This window comes from Pseudomonas sp. SK2, assembly GCF_016772395.1.
In the GTDB taxonomy this organism is placed as follows: Bacteria; Pseudomonadota; Gammaproteobacteria; order Pseudomonadales; family Pseudomonadaceae; genus Aquipseudomonas; species Aquipseudomonas taiwanensis.
Map to the genome: position 1 here is coordinate 2,434,025 of NZ_CP061944.1, position 17,406 is coordinate 2,451,430.

General features: G+C 61.7%; 15 protein-coding genes. 5 read left to right on the plus strand and 10 right to left on the minus strand.

Annotated features, from left to right (window positions below; genetic code table 11):
* Positions 1-64 precede the first annotated feature (64 nt).
* The 10 genes from garD to IF103_RS10920 form a co-directional block, all read right to left on the minus strand.
* Positions 65-1,618 (minus strand): galactarate dehydratase, encoded by a 1,554-nt coding sequence (gene garD / locus IF103_RS10875; RefSeq protein ID WP_023380330.1) that lies wholly within the window; start codon positions 1,616-1,618, stop codon positions 65-67.
* Positions 1,619-1,694: 76 nt separating this feature from the next.
* Positions 1,695-3,059, minus strand: a complete 1,365-nt coding sequence (locus tag IF103_RS10880) for an MFS transporter (protein ID WP_202676103.1) — start codon at positions 3,057-3,059, stop codon at positions 1,695-1,697.
* A gap of 102 nt (positions 3,060-3,161) precedes the next feature.
* On the minus strand, positions 3,162-4,073 hold the full coding sequence (gene kdgD / locus IF103_RS10885) for a 5-dehydro-4-deoxyglucarate dehydratase (protein WP_023380333.1): 912 nt from the start codon (positions 4,071-4,073) through the stop codon (positions 3,162-3,164).
* Positions 4,074-5,245: 1,172 nt separating this feature from the next.
* Positions 5,246-6,058: a gamma-glutamyl-gamma-aminobutyrate hydrolase family protein gene (locus tag IF103_RS10890; RefSeq protein ID WP_023380334.1), complete on the minus strand. Its 813-nt coding sequence runs from the start codon at positions 6,056-6,058 to the stop codon at positions 5,246-5,248.
* Between the two features lie 370 nt (positions 6,059-6,428).
* Positions 6,429-7,211, minus strand: coding sequence for an amino acid ABC transporter ATP-binding protein (locus IF103_RS10895; protein ID WP_023380336.1), 783 nt, complete (start codon positions 7,209-7,211; stop codon positions 6,429-6,431).
* Positions 7,212-7,233: 22 nt separating this feature from the next.
* Complete coding sequence (locus IF103_RS10900) at positions 7,234-8,478, minus strand: NAD(P)/FAD-dependent oxidoreductase (RefSeq protein WP_023380337.1); 1,245 nt, start codon at positions 8,476-8,478, stop codon at positions 7,234-7,236.
* Between the two features lie 16 nt (positions 8,479-8,494).
* Positions 8,495-9,205, minus strand: coding sequence for an ABC transporter permease (locus IF103_RS10905; protein ID WP_023380338.1), 711 nt, complete (start codon positions 9,203-9,205; stop codon positions 8,495-8,497).
* Positions 9,202-9,921 carry an ABC transporter permease gene (locus IF103_RS10910; RefSeq protein ID WP_023380339.1) on the minus strand — a complete coding sequence of 240 codons (720 nt, stop codon included), beginning with the start codon at positions 9,919-9,921 and terminating at the stop codon, positions 9,202-9,204. Before IF103_RS10910 ends, IF103_RS10905 begins: the two co-directional genes overlap by 4 nt.
* Positions 9,922-10,052: 131 nt before the next feature.
* Positions 10,053-10,805, minus strand: a complete 753-nt coding sequence (locus tag IF103_RS10915) for a transporter substrate-binding domain-containing protein (protein ID WP_023380340.1) — start codon at positions 10,803-10,805, stop codon at positions 10,053-10,055.
* A gap of 21 nt (positions 10,806-10,826) precedes the next feature.
* A complete protein-coding gene (locus IF103_RS10920; protein WP_023380341.1) occupies positions 10,827-11,699 on the minus strand; it encodes a MurR/RpiR family transcriptional regulator in 873 nt (290 codons plus the stop codon).
* A 142-nt stretch (positions 11,700-11,841) separates the two neighbouring features.
* Between IF103_RS10920 and IF103_RS10925 the strand changes: the two genes are divergently transcribed.
* The 5 genes from IF103_RS10925 (at position 11,842) to tpx (ending at position 17,394) form a co-directional block, all read left to right on the plus strand.
* Positions 11,842-12,867: an Ldh family oxidoreductase gene (locus IF103_RS10925; RefSeq protein ID WP_202676104.1), complete on the plus strand. Its 1,026-nt coding sequence runs from the start codon at positions 11,842-11,844 to the stop codon at positions 12,865-12,867.
* 260 nt (positions 12,868-13,127) lie between these two features.
* The gene (locus tag IF103_RS10930; protein ID WP_023380343.1) at positions 13,128-14,321 is read left to right on the plus strand and encodes an amino acid aminotransferase; all 1,194 of its coding nucleotides are present in this window, start codon (positions 13,128-13,130) and stop codon (positions 14,319-14,321) included.
* Positions 14,322-14,517: 196 nt separating this feature from the next.
* Complete coding sequence (locus tag IF103_RS10935) at positions 14,518-15,258, plus strand: RHS repeat-associated core domain-containing protein (protein ID WP_202676105.1); 741 nt, start codon at positions 14,518-14,520, stop codon at positions 15,256-15,258.
* Positions 15,259-15,444: 186 nt separating this feature from the next.
* Positions 15,445-16,725, plus strand: coding sequence for a serine/threonine transporter (locus IF103_RS10940; protein ID WP_023380345.1), 1,281 nt, complete (start codon positions 15,445-15,447; stop codon positions 16,723-16,725).
* 168 nt (positions 16,726-16,893) lie between these two features.
* Positions 16,894-17,394, plus strand: a complete 501-nt coding sequence (gene tpx / locus IF103_RS10945) for a thiol peroxidase (RefSeq protein WP_023380346.1) — start codon at positions 16,894-16,896, stop codon at positions 17,392-17,394.
* The last annotated feature ends 12 nt before the right edge of the window (positions 17,395-17,406 follow it).

Below are 17,406 nucleotides of genomic sequence, written 5' to 3' on the forward strand. Positions count from 1 at the left end.
GCGCTGGGCGAGTGCTGCGCACTCCAATCGCCGACAAGCCGGCCGCCACAGGGCAGGTGGCGTATCAGGTGATCGGCGCCGGGTTGAACAGCGTGATGTCGTTGTGCAGCTTGTGCTGCTCGGCCCAGGTCCGCTTGCGGCCGCTGGCCACGTCCAGGTAGTAGTGAAACAGCTCCCAGCCCAGTTCCTCGAGGGTCGAACGGCCACTGGCAATGCGCCCGGCGTCGATGTCGATCAGGTCAGGCCAGCGCTGGGCCAGTTCGGTCCGGGTGCAGACCTTGACCACCGGCGTCATGGCCAGGCCATAAGGCGTGCCGCGACCGGTGGTGAACACATGCAGGTTCATGCCTGCGGCCAGTTGCAGCGTGCCGCAGACGAAATCGCTGGCGGGGGTGGCGCAGAAGATCAGGCCTTTGCGCTTGACCCGCTCGCCAGGGCCAAGCACACCCTGGATGGCACTGCTACCGGACTTGACGATAGAGCCCAGGGATTTTTCGACGATGTTGGACAGGCCGCCTTTCTTGTTGCCCGGTGTCGTGTTGGCGCTGCGGTCGGCCGCGCCTTGTTGCAGGTAGCGGTCGTACCAGTCCATCTCGCGCACCAGGGCATCGGCGACTTCCTGATTCTCGGCGCGGGAGGTGAGCATGTAGATGGCGTCGCGCACTTCAGTCACTTCCGAGAACAGTACGGTAGCGCCGGCGCGTACCAGCAGGTCAGCGGCAAACCCCAGCGCTGGGTTGGCGGTGATGCCCGAGAAGGCATCGCTGCCACCACACTGCATGCCCAGAATCAACTCGCTGGCGGGTACCGTTTCGCGGCGGCGTTGATCGAGCTTCTTCAGGCGCGTTTCGGCCAGTTCCATGATCTGCTCGATCATTTCGACGAAGCCCAGGCTGGCATCCTGCAGGCGGTATAGCCACGGTTCGCTGAGGTCCACCGACGGGTCGTCATCGTGCATCACCTGACTGGCCTGTAGCTTTTCGCAACCCAGACTGATGACCAATGCCTCGCCGCCGAGATTCGGGTTGCGTGCCAGGTTGCGCACGGTACGGATGGGGATGTAGGCGTCGCGCGCATTGATCGCCACGCCGCAGCCGTAGCTGTGGGTCAGTGCCACCACGTCGTCGACGTTCGGGTACTTGGGCAGCAGTTCGCTGCGGATGCGCTTGACCGCATGTTCGAGAACGCCGGTCACGCATTGCACCGTGGTGGTGATGCCAAGGATGTTGCGGGTACCGACGGTCCCATCGGCATTGCGATAGCCTTCGAAGGTAAAGCCTTCCAGTGGCGGCAGGGGCGCGGGCACTGCGTCGCAGCGTGGCAGGCTGTCCAGTGCCGGGGCCGCTGGCATGGCCAGTTGGCTTTCCTGGACCCAACTGCCCTGGCGCAGGTCCTCAAGGGCGTACCCGATTATTTGCCCGTAACGGCGCACCGGCTCGCCCTTGGCGATGTTCACGGTGGCGACCTTGTGGCTCTGCGGTACACCCTCGATCAAGGTCAGGCCGTCGGCGAAGCGGGCGCCTTCGCCCAGGCCGCCGTCGTTGACCACCACCACGACGTTATCGTCGTCGTGAAGGCGAACGTAGCGGGGCGAGTCTGAGTGTTCGATCAACTGCATATGGGGGCCCTGTTTGTCAGATTCAGGCGTTGTACGTCCGCCCGCCCACGGCATCCGCCGGCGCGGGCGTGCTCTGTCAGTGGCGAGAGCTGGCCAGCTCGCCAGTGGCGCGTAGCTCGGCTTCAGTCTTTGGGTCGTCGCGCAACTCGATCCGTTTGATCGGGCCGACGATCACCAAGTAGCTGAACACCGCCACCAGCGCGTTGGCGCCTACATACACCAGCGCCCACTTGAACGAACCGGTGGCGCTGATGATGTAGCCGATGACGATTGGCGTGGTGATCGAGGCAATGTTGCCGAAGGTGTTGAACAGGCCACCGGACAACCCGGCGATCTGCTTGGGCGAGGTGTCGGCGACCACTGCCCAGCCCAACGCGCCGATGCCTTTGCCGAAGAAGGCCAGGGTCATGAATCCTACGACCATCCATTCGGCATCGACGTAGTTGCAGAAGACCATGGTGGTCGACAGCAGCAGGCCACAGACGATGGGCAGCTTGCGGGCGAAGGTCAGCGAGTTGCCCCGTCGCAGCAGCCAGTCCGAGATCACCCCGCCAAGCACGCCACCGATGAAGCCGCACACTGCCGGCAGCGAGGCGATGAAGCCGGCCTTGAGGATGGTCATGCCACGTTCCTGCACCAGGTATACCGGGAACCAGGTGAGAAAGAAGTAGGTGATGGCGTTGATGCAATACTGGCCAAGATAGACGCCCAGCAACATGCGGCTGGTCAGCAGTTGCTTGATGTAGCCCCATTTGGGGCCTGCGTTATCGCCACGCTTTTGGTCCATGTCCACGAGGCCGCCGTTCTGCTCGATGTGTTCGAGCTCGTCCTGGCTGATGCGTGGGTGCTGACGTGGGTTGTAGATGGTCTTCATCCACACCATCGAGAACAGGATCCCGAGCGCGCCCATCACCACGAATACGTGCTTCCAGCCGAAGCTGAACACGATCCAGCCCATGATCGGGGCGAACAATGCGGTGGCGAAGTATTGTGCCGAGTTGAAGATGGCCGAGGCGGTGCCGCGTTCCTGTGTAGGAAACCAGGCCGCGACGATGCGGGCATTGCCCGGGAACGACGGGGCTTCGGCAAAACCGACCAGAAAGCGAAGGGTGAACAGGGTCACCACTGCCCAGGCCACGGGCAAACCGCCGACGAAGCCTTGCAGCAGGGTGAACAGCGACCAGGTGAAGATGCTGAAGGCGTAGACGTTCTTGGAACCGAAACGATCGAGCAGCCAGCCACCAGGAATCTGGCCAGCCACGTAAGCCCATCCGAAGGCGGAGAAGATATAACCGAGGGTTACGGCGTCAATGCCGAGGTCTTTCTGCAGGCTGGAACCTGCGATGGCGATGGTTGCTCTGTCGGCATAGTTGATCGTGGTCACCAGGAACAGCATGAACAGGATCAGGTAGCGCACATGCGTCTTTTTAGTCGCTTGCATGCTGGCAATACTCCCACTAGTTATTTTTGTGCGGGCTCACGAGTTGTAGCCGGAGTGGGGCATCCCACTCCGGTGGCGGCGATGGCAGGCCGCCGGGGGCGCTTATTGCGGACCCATCTTGTCCATCAGCGCTGCGAGCATTTCGTATTCTTCGCCAGTCAGGTCGGTCAGCGGGGTGCGTACCGGCCCTGCGTCGTAGCCGGCGAGCTTGGCCCCTGCCTTGACGATGCTGACGGCGTAACCGGCCTTGCGGTTACGGATGTCCAGGTATGGCAGGAAGAAATCGTCGATCAGCTTGGCCACGGTGGCGTGGTCGTCGCGGGCGATGGCGTTGTAGAAGTCCATCGCAGTTCTCGGGATGAAGTTGAATACCGCCGACGAGTAGACCGGCACACCAAGTGCCTTGTAGGCGGCAGCATACACCTCGGCGGTCGGCAGGCCACCCAGGTAGCTGAAGCGTTCGCCCAGACGGCGACGGATCGACACCATCAGCTCGATGTCACCCAGGCCGTCCTTGTAGCCGATCAGGTTCGGGCAACGCTCGGCCAGCCTCTCCAGCTGTACCGCGTTAAGGCGGCAGACATTGCGGTTGTAGACCACCACACCGATGTTCACCGATTTGCACACGGCCTCGACATGGGCTGCAACGCCGTCCTGGCTGGCTTCGGTCAAGTAGTGTGGCAGCAGCAGCAGGCCTTTGGCGCCCAAGCGCTCGGCTTCCTTCGCATATTCGATGGCCTGGCGGGTGGAGCCGCCGACGCCGGCGAGGATCGGCACCGACGTGGCGCAGGTGTCGACCGCGGTCTTGATGATCTGGCTGTATTCGCTGGCGGCCAGCGAGAAGAATTCACCGGTGCCGCCTGCGGCGAACAGGGCGCTGGCGCCATAGGGGGCGAGCCATTCCAGGCGTTTGATGTAGCCGGCCTGGTTGAAATCGCCCTGGGCATTGAAATCGGTTACCGGGAACGACAGCAGGCCGTGGGAGAGGATGGATTTGAGTTCTTGTGGAGTCATTGTTGTTGGCATCCTATGGCGCTTGGGTGACGAGTGATGTTTAGCGATGGATGTAAGTTATCGTACAACTATGGTGGTGGCTAGTCCCTTTTGGGGATTTTTTGCTTGGGTGGTGCTTGTCTTGGGATTTGCGGCGTATGTCCGAAGAGGCGTAGCGCCTGGGAGATCGAGCGCCGCCCGCGCGGCGCATCGCGAGCAAGGCTCGCTCCTACGCTTGTTTCGGGCCAGTGATGTCAGTGGCCGATGCGCGACCGTTTTGTTTGTACGACTTCATATCGCGCCGTGCACTGAAGCGTTTGCACGCCAATCCCACGGGATTCATTGGCGCGAAACAAACATTGGGGTATGCGGTGGGGGGGGAGATCGAGCGCCGCCCGCGCGGCGCATCGCGAGCAAGGCTCGCTCCTACGCTTGTTTCGGGCCAGTGATGTCAGTGGCCGGCGCGCGACCGTTTTGTTTGTACGACCTCATATCGCGCCGTGCACTGAAGCGTTTGCACGCCAATCCCTCGGGATTCATTGGCGCGAAACAAACATTGGGGTATGCGGTGGGGGGGAGATCGAGCGCCGCCCGCGCGGCGCATCGCGAGCAAGGCTCGCTCCTACGCTTGTTTCGGGCCAGTGATGTCAGTGGCCGATGCGCGACCGTTTTGTTTGTACGACCTCATATCGCGCCGTGCACTGAAGCGTTTGCACGCCAATCCCTCGGGATTCATTGGCGCGAAACAAACACTGGGGTATGCGGTGGGGTGGAGATCGAGCGCCGCCCGCGCGGCGCATCGCGAGCAAGGCTCGCTCCTACGCTTGTTTCGGGCCAGTGATGTCAGTGGCCGGCGCGCGACCGCCTTGTTTCTACGACCTGATATCGCGTCAGGTGCCAAAGCGTTCGCGGGCAATCTCACAGGCATAGTTGGCCCGAAACAGACGTAGGAGCGAGCCTTGCTCGCGATGCGCCGCGCGGGCGGCGCTCGATCTCGCAGGCGTAGGGTCTGTCACGACGACCACACTCAGTCATCGTATCTCTGGCTGCGAAAAGGGAAAAAACGATCGCGGAGACAGGCACAAGCCCGCCGCCCGCTTCCACGGGAAGTATTCTGGGACCAGCAGAGGGTGACCGGGGAAACGGGGGCGACGTTGCGCCGCCCCGCGATCAAAGCTAACGAAGCAGAGGAATCAAGCCGCCAGGTGGCGTTTGCCGGCCTGGGCCTTGCGGACCTGGGCGCGGCAGGCGTCGCCAAAGGCCTGGAACATTTTGATCGAGTCAGGGTTCTTCGCAGCTTGCCACTCTGGGTGCCACTGCACAGCGAAGAGGAAAGGCGAAATGCTTGGCGCGTGGATGGCCTCGACCAGGCCGTCTTCGGCGTGAGCGATCGGCTCGATGCCTTCACCCAGATTGCGCAGGCCCTGACCGTGCAGCGAGTTGACGCGGATCTCATCGGTACCGAGCGTTTCGCGCAGCCAGCTGCCTGGCTTGATCTTCACGCTGTGGACCTGGGCGTATTGCACCTCGACCGGGTCTTCCGGGTTTTCCCGGTGATCGTTGAAACCTGGCTCTGCGTAGACCTTCTGGTAGATATCACCACCCAGGGCCACGTTGATTTCCTGCATACCCCGGCAGATGCCGAAGATCGGCAAGCCACGCTTGATGGCTGCCTTGACCAGCGGGATATCGAACAGGTCGCGGTTCTTGTCCTGGCCTTTGCCTGGGGTCTCGTTTTCCTGGCCGTACAGGGTGGGGTCGATATTGCTGCCAGCACCGGTCAGGTACACGCCGTCGGCCATGTCCAGATAGGTCTCCAGGTCTTCGGTACCGCAGCAAGTGGGCACCAGTACCGGGACGCAATCGGAAAACTCGACCAGCGGGGTGATGTATTTGTGGGTCATGACCTGGTAGTCATGGCCTTTGCGCTCTTGCATGCCCATGGTCATCAGGACGACGGGTTTGCGCAGGGAGGGTTGTTTGCTGCCAATGTTGCTGTTGGACATATGTCACCTTGAGACAGGTTCGACCTGTCGTTGTTGTGCAGGCGCACGGCCTTGGCCTTCTGTGCTGCCTGGAGCCCCGAGCACTGCCGGCTCGTCCGAGTCGACGATTCCGGTCGGGGCTTAAGCGATAGATTGCCAGAGCCGTTCGATATGTCAAACGACACGCAGGGGCTTTGATGGGGGGCGGGCGCCGAAATACGGGGGGTTAAACCCTTGCGAGCCTCAGGCGGCAAGGGTTTGACGTAAGGTGAGGTCAATTATATTTAACGATGCAGTCGGCTCATTGCAGCCGTGCAATGAATCGCCGCCAATTCGGCGCCGGCAAAGGCTCCGCAACCCCAGCAGGCATCGGCTTGCCGACGATCAGGCCTCAATGCAGTATCTGCGCAAGGAACGCCTTGGCTCGCGCAGTGCGTGGCTGGCCGAAAAAGACCTCTGGCGGGCTGTCTTCGATGATCTGACCACCTTCAAGGAACAGCACGCGCTCGGCGACCTGCCGGGCAAAGCCCATCTCGTGGGTCACGCACAACATGGTCATGCCCGTGCCAGCCAGTTGTACCAGCACATCCAGCACCTCGGCGACCATCTCCGGGTCGAGCGCCGAGGTCGGTTCGTCGAACAGCATGATCCGCGGCTTCATGCACAGTGCACGGGCAATCGCAACCCGTTGTTGCTGGCCGCCGGAAAGCTGGCTGGGGTACTTGTGCGCCTGGCTCTCGATGCCGACCTTGCTCAGGTACATCCGCGCGCGTTCCTCGGCGTCCTTGCGTGACAGCCCGCGCACGCTGGTGGGGGCCAGCAGGCAGTTGTCGAGCACGCTCATGTGCGGAAACAGGTTGAAGTGCTGGAATACCATGCCAATTTCGCTACGCACCTGGGCAGCTTGCCGGCTGGTCGCAGCAAGGTCGGTGCCGTCGACCCGAATGGTGCCTTGCTCGGCCACCTCCAGACGGTTGATGCAACGGATCAGGGTCGACTTGCCCGAGCCGGATGGGCCGCACAGGACGATGCGCTCGCCTTCGCGCACCTTGAGGTTGATGTCACGCAATACATGGAAGGCGCCGTAATGCTTGTTCAAGCCCTCGATGCTGATCAGCGTTGGACGCGGATCGGGTTCAGGAGCAAGGCTGGCAACGCTCAGGGGGGCGGTCATATTGTTGTTCTCCCGCGTGGGTTCAGTCGAAACGTGCAGCGCTGTAAGGCGCAGGGTCGGTGAATGGCCGTTCGCCGGTGACCATCTCGGCCAGCAGGCGGCCGCTGACCGGGCCCAGGGTCAGGCCATGGTGGGCATGGCCGAAGTTGAACCACAGCCCTTTGTGCCTTGGCGCAGGCCCGATCACCGGACGCATGTCCGGCAGGCAGGGGCGACGACCGAGCCAAGGGCTGTCGTCCAGGCGCTCGCCGAGGGCCGGGAACAGTTGGCGGGCCAGGATTTCGCAGCGCCTTAGTTGGATTTCATTGCCCGGCGCGTCGCTGGCGGCGAACTCGATGCCGGTGGTCAGGCGCACGCCTCGGGCCATCGGTGCCAGCACGTAGCCGCCTTGTGTATCGCAGATCGCATGTTCGAGCTGTGCACCGTCACGGGTGCCGTAGTGCATGTGGTAGCCGCGCTTGATACCCAGCGGGATGCGGTAACCCAACCGCTCGTAGACTTGGGCGGATTGCGGGCCGAGGCAGGCGACGACTTCGTCGGCGGTGATCGGGCCGCGCTGGCTGTTCACCTGCCAGCGACCTGCGACCTGGCTCAGGCTGCGTGCATCGCCATGCAGGAACTGCCCGCCGCGCTGGACGAATAGCGCAGCGTAACCCTGGGTGAGGGCGCCGGGGTTGTTCACGGTTTTCGGGTCGAGCCAATGAATGCCACCGACCACCGCGCTGTCGAGCTGATGCTCTCGCGCCTGCAACTGGCCGCGCTCGAGAATCTCGTACTGCAGACCATAGCGGGCAAGCCCCCTGATCTCGGCCTTGGCCTGTTCGAACAGGGCCGGGTCGCGGTACACCTCGATCCAGCCTTTGGCTTGCACCAGCCCTTCGAGGCCAGCAGCACCGATCAACGCGTCATGCTCTTCGACGCAGCGCTGCACCAGCGGCAGCATGTCGGCGGCCGCGCCCGCCAGACGCCCAGGAGCCGACTGGCGCCAGTAACGCAGCAGCCATGGCGCTGCCTTGGGCAGGTGCAGCAGGCTGTAGCGAACATCGGGCTGGCGGTTCAGGCCATAACGCAGCAGAGCGCCCAGTTGGCGGGGGAACGCGTAGGGGATCACGCTCGAGCGCTCGATCAGGCCCGCGTTGCCGTGGCTGGTACCGCTGCCGGGTTCGTCGCGGTCGATCAGGATCACCTGGCGACCACGCGCTTGCAGGTGCAGCGCGGTGCTGACGCCGACGATACCGGCGCCGAGGACAAGGGTCTGGCAATGCATGGAACGTATCCTTCCGTCAGTTCAAGTGGCGGCCCAGGCGGGCTTCCAGGTGTTTGAGCAGGCGCCGTACCAGTTCCACGATCACCAGGTAGAGCACAGCGGCCCACAGGTAGATCTGGAAGTCGAAGCTGCGCGAGAAGGCCAGCTTGGTCACGCCCATCAGGTCGTAGATGGTCACCAGCGAAGCGATGGCGCTGGCCTTGATCATCAGGATCAACTCGTTGCCCAGCGGGCCGATGGCCACCAGCAGCGATTGCGGCAGGATCACCTTGAAGAAGGTGGTCGAGCGTTTCAGGCTCAAGGCTCGCGCGGCTTCGTACTGCCCTGGGGCGACCGCCATCAGGCTGCCGCGGAAGATTTCGGCTTGGTACGCCGCGGTGTTCAGGGTGAAGGCCAGCAGGGTGCAGAACCACGCCTCGCGGAAGAACCACCACAGCCCTACGTCCTGCCAGAAGCCTTTGAGCGAACCCAGGCCGTAATAAAGTAGGAACAGCTGCGCGAGCAGCGGCGAACCCCGGAAAAAATAGATGTAGCCAGCGGCCATGCGCTGCAACAACAGGCTGTGTGACATCCTCGCCAATGCCAGCAGCAAGCCAAGGACGGCGCCCAGACTGAAGGAGATGGCCACCAGTTTCGCGGTCACCAGCAGGCCATCGACGAAGCGTGGCCCGTAGCGCTCCAGCAGGTCAGGGTCTAGTACCAGGCCCAGCAGTTGTTCGAAGCTCATGCCCGTGCTCCTTGCAGATGTCGGTTGCAGCGTCGTTCGATCCAGGCGAATACCCGCCCCGACAATGCCGAGAACAGCAGGTAGCCCACGCAGGCAACGCCATAGAAGAACATCGGCTCTTTGGTCACGCTGACTGCCAGATTGGTCTGGCGCATCAGGTCGACCAGGGAAATGGTCGAGACCAGCGAGGTGTCCTTGAGCAACGACAGCCAGTTGTTGGAAAGGCCGGGCAGGGCGATGCGCGTCAGTTGCGGCAGCACCACCTTGAAGAACGCCGTGCGCTTGCCCAGGCCCAGGGCCGAGCAGGCCTCCAACTGGCCTTTGGGCAGGGTCTTGAAAGCGGCCAGCCAGATCTCGCTGGAGAACGCCGCGAATACCAGGCTGAAGGCGACCATGGCGGCCAGGAAGGTGTTGATCAGGAACTCACCTTCATAGCCCATGGCTGTCAGGATCTTTTGCGCGGCGATCTGGCAGCCGTAATAGATGATGAGCAGGGTGAGCAGTTCGGGCAGCCCACGAAACACGGTGGAAAAGGTGGTCGCCCAGGCTCTTGGCAGGCGTTTGCGAGAACGCGCAGCCATGGCCACGCCAAGGCCCAGCGGCAGGCCGATGGGCAGGCAGGCCAGGGCCAGCGAAACAGTGACCAGGGCACCGGCCAGCAGGGCCTGGCCCCAGCCTCCGCTGGCGAACGACAGAAGTGACAATTGGTCGAGCATGACAAGCCCTCACGCGGGATCACTTACCCTCCCTGCAGGACCGGGTTTATCCGCGAAAGTGCCAGCAACAGCGGCACCTGTCGCCCGGTCGGGCGCATTCGCGGGCAAACCCGCTCCCACAGGGCAGCAGGTCAGTTGTAGATGTCGAAGTCGAAGTACTTGCTGGCGATCTTCTGATAAGTGCCGTTGGCGACGATCTCGGCCAGGGCGGTATTCAATCGCTGGCGAAGCGCATCGTCGTCCTTGCGCACCGCGATGGCGGCGTCGGCCTTGGTCCCGGCCACATCACCGAGGATCTTGCAGCAATCCTTGCCATTTTTGTTGACCCACTCCTGCAGCGGGAACTTGTCGGCGATCACCCCGTCCAGGCGGCCGGCTGCCAGGTCGGCGTTGGCCTCGTCCATGGTTGGATAGAGCTTCACCTCGGCGCCGGCCTTGGCGTAAACGTCCTCGGCGTAGATCGCCTGGGTGGAGGAGGACTGGGCGCCCACGGTGTAACCTTCGAACGTGGTCTGGGCGTCGTCGATCTTGCTGTCCTTGGCCACGGCGACGGCCAGCGGCGTACGGTAGTAATGGTCGGTGAAGGCGATCTTTTTGCGGCGCTCCTCGGTGTCGATCATCGAGGCGACCACGGCATCGTACTTGCGCGCCATCAACGCCGGAATGATGCCTTCCCAGTCTTGTGCCACCAGGGTGCACTCGACTTTCATCTGTTCGCACAAGGCGTAGGTAATGTCGATGTCGAAACCGTGCAGCTTGTTATCGGCGTCGACATAGTTGAAGGGCGGGTAGCCGCCCTCTGTGGCGAAGCGCACGGTTTCGGCACTGGCAGCACCCGCCAGCAGCAGGGCACACGCACCCACCATAGCCATGGTCTTGTTCATCTCGCACCTCTTGCACTCTTGCTATTGTTGTTTGCCCGACGGCCACGAGGTGTAGCCGACGAATTCGTTATGTAGAGCGGCAGTTGCTTCCAAGCGTCTTTCAACATCCGGTCCGAGCTTCTTGCAGACCTCGTTGACCATCAGGTGCACCCACGACAGCATGGGGGCAGTAGATTCCCAGAACAGATTGAACTCGGTAGGTACGCGGAACACTTCGTCGGCGTGGGCATCTGCCCAGTCGCAGAAGGTATCGGTCACCAGGGTGACGGGTATGCCGGCGGCCCGTGCCTTCTGGCACAGCAGCAGGGCGTGGCGTGAATAACGGCGGGCCTCGAACACCACCAGGGCGCTCTGTTCGGCGGGCCCGAGCAGCACTTCGCCGAAGTGCCCGGCGCTGCCATCGACCTGTTGCACGCCATCGCGTAGGTATTGCAGCAGGTGGGTCATGCACAGGGCGACGCCGCGCTCGGTCTGGAAGCCGGCGATGAATACCCGTGGTTTCTGCGCCAGGCGCTGGGCGACCTGGTGCCAGGCGTCGGTCTGACGATACTCGTGGACCCGTACCAAGGCGGCCATTTCCAGCTCCAGGCTGCCAGAGATATCGCTGGGGTCATGGTTCTGGCGGTATTCTTGCAGACGATCACCCACCAGCCAGGGGCCGTCGCCCAGGTCGCTTTGCAGATCTTGCTTGAGCGCTTTGAGGTGAGGGTAACCGAGGGCGCGGCAGAAACGGCCGACACTGGATTCGCTGACACCCAGCTTGGCAGCGATGCTGGCCGAAGTCTGGAATGGCAGTTCGTGCAGATTGGCGAGCATGTACGTGGCGATCTTGCGGCCTGAGGCAGCGGCCCCTTGCAGGCTGTTTTCCAGGCGTTGCTTGATCGGTTGGCTCATGCTGTGGCTCCCGGTGAGGCGTGGAAAAGAAAATGGATGTTTTCTGTCATCAAGTCAACATTTGACAGGTAGCTGTCACTTGCAGGAAAGTTTTTGTCGTTGCCAACGCTGTAGCCACTCCAAATCCAATAAGGAGCTTCAGATGTCCGCACCCTCCACCAGCCCCGTCGTGCGTGTGCCTTTCGCCGAGTTGCAGGCGCTGTTGCAAGCGATTTTCCAGCGCCACGGTTGCAGTGAGGCAGTGGCCGAAGTGCTGGCCCACAATTGTGCCAGCGCCCAGCGCGACGGCGCCCATAGCCACGGGGTGTTCCGTATTCCGGGGTATGTCTCGACACTGGCCAGCGGCTGGGTCGATGGCCGCGCAACACCGCAGGTCACCGATGTCGCCTCCGGTTATGTCCAGGTGGATGCGGCGGGCGGTTTTGCCCAGCCCGCCTTGGCAGCCGCACGTGCGCTGCTGGTGAAAAAGGCCCGCAGTGCCGGAATCGCCGTGTTGGCAATCCACAACTCGCACCATTTCGCGGCCCTGTGGCCGGATGTCGAGCCGTTCGCCGAGGAAGGCCTGGTTGCACTGAGCGTGGTCAACAGCATGACCTGTGTGGTGCCCCATGGCGCACGCAAGCCGTTGTTCGGTACTAACCCCATCGCCTTCGCTGCTCCGTGCGCCGACCATGACCCCATCGTCTTCGACATGGCCACCAGCGCCATGGCCCACGGCGATGTGCAAATCGCCGCCCGTGCCGACCAACAGTTGCCTGAAGGCATGGGGGTCGATGCCAATGGGCAGCCAACCACCGACCCGAAGGCCATCCTCGAGGGCGGGGCGTTGTTGCCGTTCGGTGGACACAAGGGCTCGGCACTGTCGATGATGGTCGAGCTGCTGGCGGCGGCCCTGACCGGAGGTAACTTTTCCTGGGAGTTCGATTGGTCCAAGCACCCTGGGGCCAAGACCCCATGGACCGGGCAGTTGATCATCGTCATCGACCCCAGCAAGGCCGAAGGCGAACGGTTTGCCCAGCGCAGCCGTGAGCTGGTCGAGCAGATGCAGGCCGTGGGGTTGACGCGCATGCCTGGCGAGCGCCGCTACCGCGAGCGAGAAATGGCCGATGAGCAAGGGGTGGCGTTGACGCAGTGTGAGTGGGAGTCCCTTCAGGGAATGATTGGCTGAGCGGGTTCGAGGCCAAGGTTGCTTCGTCGCGAGCAAGGCTCGCTCCTACCTGGTCGTGTCGCACAGGCATGGCGGGACAGGGGCGAACCTTGCTCGCCATCACCGCGCAGGTGGCGTTCGATCCAAAGGGCGAAGAAAACGCTCCCGTCATGCAATCTTGCATAGACAACCTTGCACGATAGGTGATGTTTCTTGGCCCCGACTCCGGGTATCCTCAGGGCAGCCTTTCCGAACTGTCCTGATCCAAGGAGCTGCACGCTGTGTTCAAACATGTCGATGCCTATGCCGGCGACCCGATCCTCTCGTTGATGGAGACCTTCAAGGCCGACCCACGCGCCGATAAGGTCAACCTGAGTATCGGCCTGTACTACGATGAGGCCGGCGTGGTGCCGCAATTGGCGGCTGTGGATGCGGTGGAAAAACGCATCGCGGGCCAGGACCACGAAGCCTCGCTGTACCTGCCGATGGAAGGCCTGGCCAGCTACCGTCAGGCCATCCAGGCGCTGCTGTTCGGTGCTGACCACCCGGCCGTCACCGGCAAGCGCGTGGCCACCGTGCAGACCGTCGGTGGTTCCGGCGCGCTGAAAGTCGGTGCCGACTTCCTCAAACGCTACTTCCCAGGCTCCGAAGTCTGGGTCAGCAACCCGACCTGGGATAACCACCGTGCCATCTTCGAAGGTGCCGGTTTCAAGGTCCACACCTATCCGTACTTCGACCAGGCCACCCGTGGCGTGGACTTCGCCGGCATGCTCGCCACCCTGCAGATCCTGCCGGAAAACAGCATCGTCCTGCTGCACCCATGCTGCCACAACCCTACGGGTGCCGACCTGGAGCAGAACCAGTGGCAACAAGTGGTGGAAGTGGTCAAGGCGCGCAACCTGATTCCGTTCCTCGACATCGCTTACCAGGGCTTCGGCGAGGGCCTGGTGGAAGACGCCTACGCCATCCGTGAAATGGCCCGCGCCGGCGTGCCGTGCTTGGTCAGCAACTCGTTCTCGAAGATCTTCTCGCTGTATGGCGAGCGGGTAGGGGGGCTGTCGGTGGTCTGCGACGACGAAGCCACCACTCAGAGCGTGCTCGGCCAGCTCAAGGCCACCGTGCGCCGCAACTACTCCAGCCCGCCCAACTTCGGTGCCCAGTTGGTGGCCGGCGTGCTCGGCGACCCGGCCCTCAACGCCCAGTGGGTCGCGGAAGTCGAAGTCATGCGCAAGCGCATCCTCGACATGCGTCAGGCCCTGGTGGACGCCTTGGCGGTATTGCTGCCGGGCCAGGACTTCCAGTTCTTCCTGCGCCAGCGCGGCATGTTCAGCTACACTGGCTTCAGCGTCGAGCAGGTGCGTCGCCTGCGTGACGAGTTCGGGGTGTACCTGATCGACAGCGGCCGTGTGTGCATGTCGGGCCTGCGCCCGGCCAACCTGCAACGGGTTGCCGAAGCGTTCGCTGCTGTTCAGTAAAGAATCGAAGCATAAGCCGCCTTCAAAATTCTATTGAGGGCGGTTTCATCGGTGAATCTTGGCGCGGTCATACCGATCACTCAGTCTGCACAAATGCTGCACAGGGTAATTTCTGACTGCCTTCCAACCTAGTAAAACTGATAGTTTCTACCTTGCTCTTGCGCTGGTATACATATCTCCTTTCTGAGGAGTGGATATGAAAATGGTCCCAGATAGGCGCGTTTACAATTGCTATGGTTACTGCGCAAACGTCAGTTCTGAACTTTTGGGTTTTTGTGGGTATCCTCAAGATCCGATCACGCTCTGTCATTTTCTTGGTAATGGCTATCGAGCTTATAGCCCAGGATTAATGCGATTTTTATTCAGTGACGATGCTAGTCCTTTCGGGGAGGGTGGCATCAATTCTTATTGCTACTGCGGCGGCGACCCTATAAATCGAATTGACTCATCGGGGCGGAGCTGGCATGGCGCTCTGACTTTTAAGCGAGTGAAAGCTCAGGCAGATTTTGAAGTGTTTGACACTAAAATGCTTAGATATTTTAATAGAAAGGTCAAGGTTGCCCAATTATCCCCTGCGTTCAAAAACGAGTTGAAAAATACACGTTCAGCTGAGCTGGATGCGGCTTCATTCGGAGAGATCTCGGCGCTCGTCGATTATCGTTCCATTCAAAATGCCAAACGCGCTTACTTGCTAATGGCGGACGGAAGTCAGCCCTCGCCTGAGCCGAGAGGAATGTTTAGTTCTCATTATGGCATGATAATAAGCGCACGAAGAAAACTTGAGAATTCGTTGTCGCCAATAGAAACTCCTGCGGGAAATGGGCGCGCTTTAAGGAGGGCGCATGATGAGAATATTAAGGCGTTTAATATTGTGGCCGATAAGGCCAGATTGCTCAGGGACGTACAAGGTCTTGAGCTTTCACGTAAGCGGTGTTGATGGATGTATGACGTAAGAGCTGCTGAGGATGCGTTACTCTGAGGTGCAACCGTCCCTCGGACGGGGCTTCCCCAAGTGCAACCTTTGCAGGCACAATCGCGCCCCTCTTTTCCGGTTGAGTTGGGCGAAACGTCTATTTCGCCATTCTCAGCCTGTTGCAGTCTTGCGAGTGGAGCTTCACCCGGAATGAATGAGCAGGCCCCAAGCGTTGAACAACGCTTTGCAGAATCGACCCCCGCCACCCTCGGCAGCTGGTCGCGTCACGACACCACCTGGATGCTGGGCCTGTTCGGCACAGCCATCGGCGCTGGAACCCTGTTCCTGCCGATCAACGCAGGCCTCGGCGGTTTCTGGCCGTTGCTGATCCTCGCCGCGTTGGCGTTCCCCATGACGTATTTCGCCCACCGTGGCCTGACCCGTTTCGTGCTGTCGGGGCGCAACGGTGGCGATATCACCGAAGTGGTGGAAGAGCATTTCGGGCTCAAAGCCGGTGCCCTGATCACCGTGCTTTACTTCTTCGCCATCTTTCCGATCCTGCTTATCTACAGCGTGGCGTTGACCAACACGGTGAGCAGCTTCATGGAGCACCAGTTGCACATGACCCCGCCGCCACGCGCGATCCTCTCGTTCGTGCTGATCCTCGGCCTGCTGGCCATCGTCCGTTGCGGTGAGCAGGCCACGGTCAAGGTCATGAGCCTGCTGGTCTATCCGTTCATCGTCGCCCTGGCGCTGCTGGGCCTTTACCTGGTGCCGCACTGGACCGGCGGTATCCTGGACAGTGCCAACCAGGTGCCGTCCGGTTCGGCCTTCCTGCACACCGTGTGGCTGGCGATTCCGGTGATGGTGTTCTCGTTCAACCACTCGCCCATCATTTCCGCGTTCGCGGTGGACCAGAAGCGTCGCTACGGTGAGCACGCCGACGAGCGCAGCGGCCAGATCCTGGCCCGTGCCCACCTGCTGATGGTGGCCATGGTGCTGTTCTTCGTCTTCAGCTGCGTGCTGACCCTTAGCAGCGCCCAGCTGGCCGAAGCCAAGGCGCAGAACTTGTCGATCCTCTCGTACCTGGCCAACCACTTCAGCAACCCGACCATCGCCTTTGCCGCGCCGCTGATCGCCTTCATCGCCATCGCCAAGTCGTTCCTGGGGCACTACATCGGTGCCAGCGAAGGCCTCAAGGGCATCATCGCCAAGGCTGGCCTGCGCCCCGGCGCCAAGACCCTGGATCGCGTGGTCGCCGCGCTGATGCTGGTGGTGTGCTGGATCGTCGCCACGCTCAACCCGAGCATCCTCGGCATGATCGAGTCGCTGGGCGGCCCGATCATCGCGGTACTGCTGTTCCTGATGCCGATGTACGCCATCCGTCGCGTGCCGTCGATGCGCAAGTACAGCGGGGCGCTGTCCAACGTCTTCGTCGTTGTGGTCGGCCTGGTCGCACTGACCTCGGTGGTCTACGGCCTGCTGGGCTAATCCACCGCCAAAACTAAAAATGTCCGGATGGTCTGTGGCCATCCGGACATTTTTTTGTCCACAAGAATTGTCCGGCAATAAAACAATTTCTCCGCCACCCATAGGCACCCGGCTGCCTTCATGCTTAACTCAGTGTCCTTTTCAAACCCCGCATAAGGATTTCTGCCCATGGCTCAAGTGACTCTCAAAGGCAACCCGGTTCAGGTGAACGGCGAGCTGCCAAAAGTCGGTGCCCAGGCTCCCGCTTTCTCGCTGGTCGCTGGCAATCTGGCCGACACCTCGCTGAAGGACTTCGCCGGCAAGCGTAAGGTGCTGAACATCTTCCCAAGCGTCGACACGCCAACCTGCGCCACCTCCGTGCGTAAGTTCAACGCCCAGGCCAACGACGTCGCCAACACCGTGGTGCTGTGCATCTCCGCCGACCTGCCATTCGCCCAGGCGCGTTTCTGTGGTGCCGAAGGCCTGGAAAACGTGAAGAACCTGTCGACCCTGCGCGGCCGCGAGTTCCTGGAGAACTATGGCGTAGCCATCGCCGATGGCCCGCTGGCTGGCCTGGCCGCCCGCGCCGTGGTAGTGCTGGACGAAAATGACAACGTGCTGCACAGCGAGCTGGTTGGCGAAATCGCTGACGAGCCGAACTACGCGGCGGCGCTGGCGGTTCTGAAGTAAACGCTGCGTGGG

What these genes read in the sequence shown, in the direction of transcription:
- garD (WP_023380330.1), bottom strand. Translation starts at nt 1,618, where the DNA reads ATGCAGTTGATCGAACACTCAGACTCGCCCCGCTACGTTCGCCTTCAC.
- IF103_RS10880 (WP_202676103.1), bottom strand. Translation starts at nt 3,059, where the DNA reads ATGCAAGCGACTAAAAAGACGCATGTGCGCTACCTGATCCTGTTCATG.
- kdgD (WP_023380333.1), bottom strand. Translation starts at nt 4,073, where the DNA reads ATGACTCCACAAGAACTCAAATCCATCCTCTCCCACGGCCTGCTGTCG.
- IF103_RS10890 (WP_023380334.1), bottom strand. Translation starts at nt 6,058, where the DNA reads ATGTCCAACAGCAACATTGGCAGCAAACAACCCTCCCTGCGCAAACCC.
- IF103_RS10895 (WP_023380336.1), bottom strand. Translation starts at nt 7,211, where the DNA reads ATGACCGCCCCCCTGAGCGTTGCCAGCCTTGCTCCTGAACCCGATCCG.
- IF103_RS10900 (WP_023380337.1), bottom strand. Translation starts at nt 8,478, where the DNA reads ATGCATTGCCAGACCCTTGTCCTCGGCGCCGGTATCGTCGGCGTCAGC.
- IF103_RS10905 (WP_023380338.1), bottom strand. Translation starts at nt 9,205, where the DNA reads ATGAGCTTCGAACAACTGCTGGGCCTGGTACTAGACCCTGACCTGCTG.
- IF103_RS10910 (WP_023380339.1), bottom strand. Translation starts at nt 9,921, where the DNA reads ATGCTCGACCAATTGTCACTTCTGTCGTTCGCCAGCGGAGGCTGGGGC.
- IF103_RS10915 (WP_023380340.1), bottom strand. Translation starts at nt 10,805, where the DNA reads ATGAACAAGACCATGGCTATGGTGGGTGCGTGTGCCCTGCTGCTGGCG.
- IF103_RS10920 (WP_023380341.1), bottom strand. Translation starts at nt 11,699, where the DNA reads ATGAGCCAACCGATCAAGCAACGCCTGGAAAACAGCCTGCAAGGGGCC.
- IF103_RS10925 (WP_202676104.1), top strand. Translation starts at nt 11,842, where the DNA reads ATGTCCGCACCCTCCACCAGCCCCGTCGTGCGTGTGCCTTTCGCCGAG.
- IF103_RS10935 (WP_202676105.1), top strand. Translation starts at nt 14,518, where the DNA reads ATGAAAATGGTCCCAGATAGGCGCGTTTACAATTGCTATGGTTACTGC.
- IF103_RS10940 (WP_023380345.1), top strand. Translation starts at nt 15,445, where the DNA reads ATGAATGAGCAGGCCCCAAGCGTTGAACAACGCTTTGCAGAATCGACC.
- tpx (WP_023380346.1), top strand. Translation starts at nt 16,894, where the DNA reads ATGGCTCAAGTGACTCTCAAAGGCAACCCGGTTCAGGTGAACGGCGAG.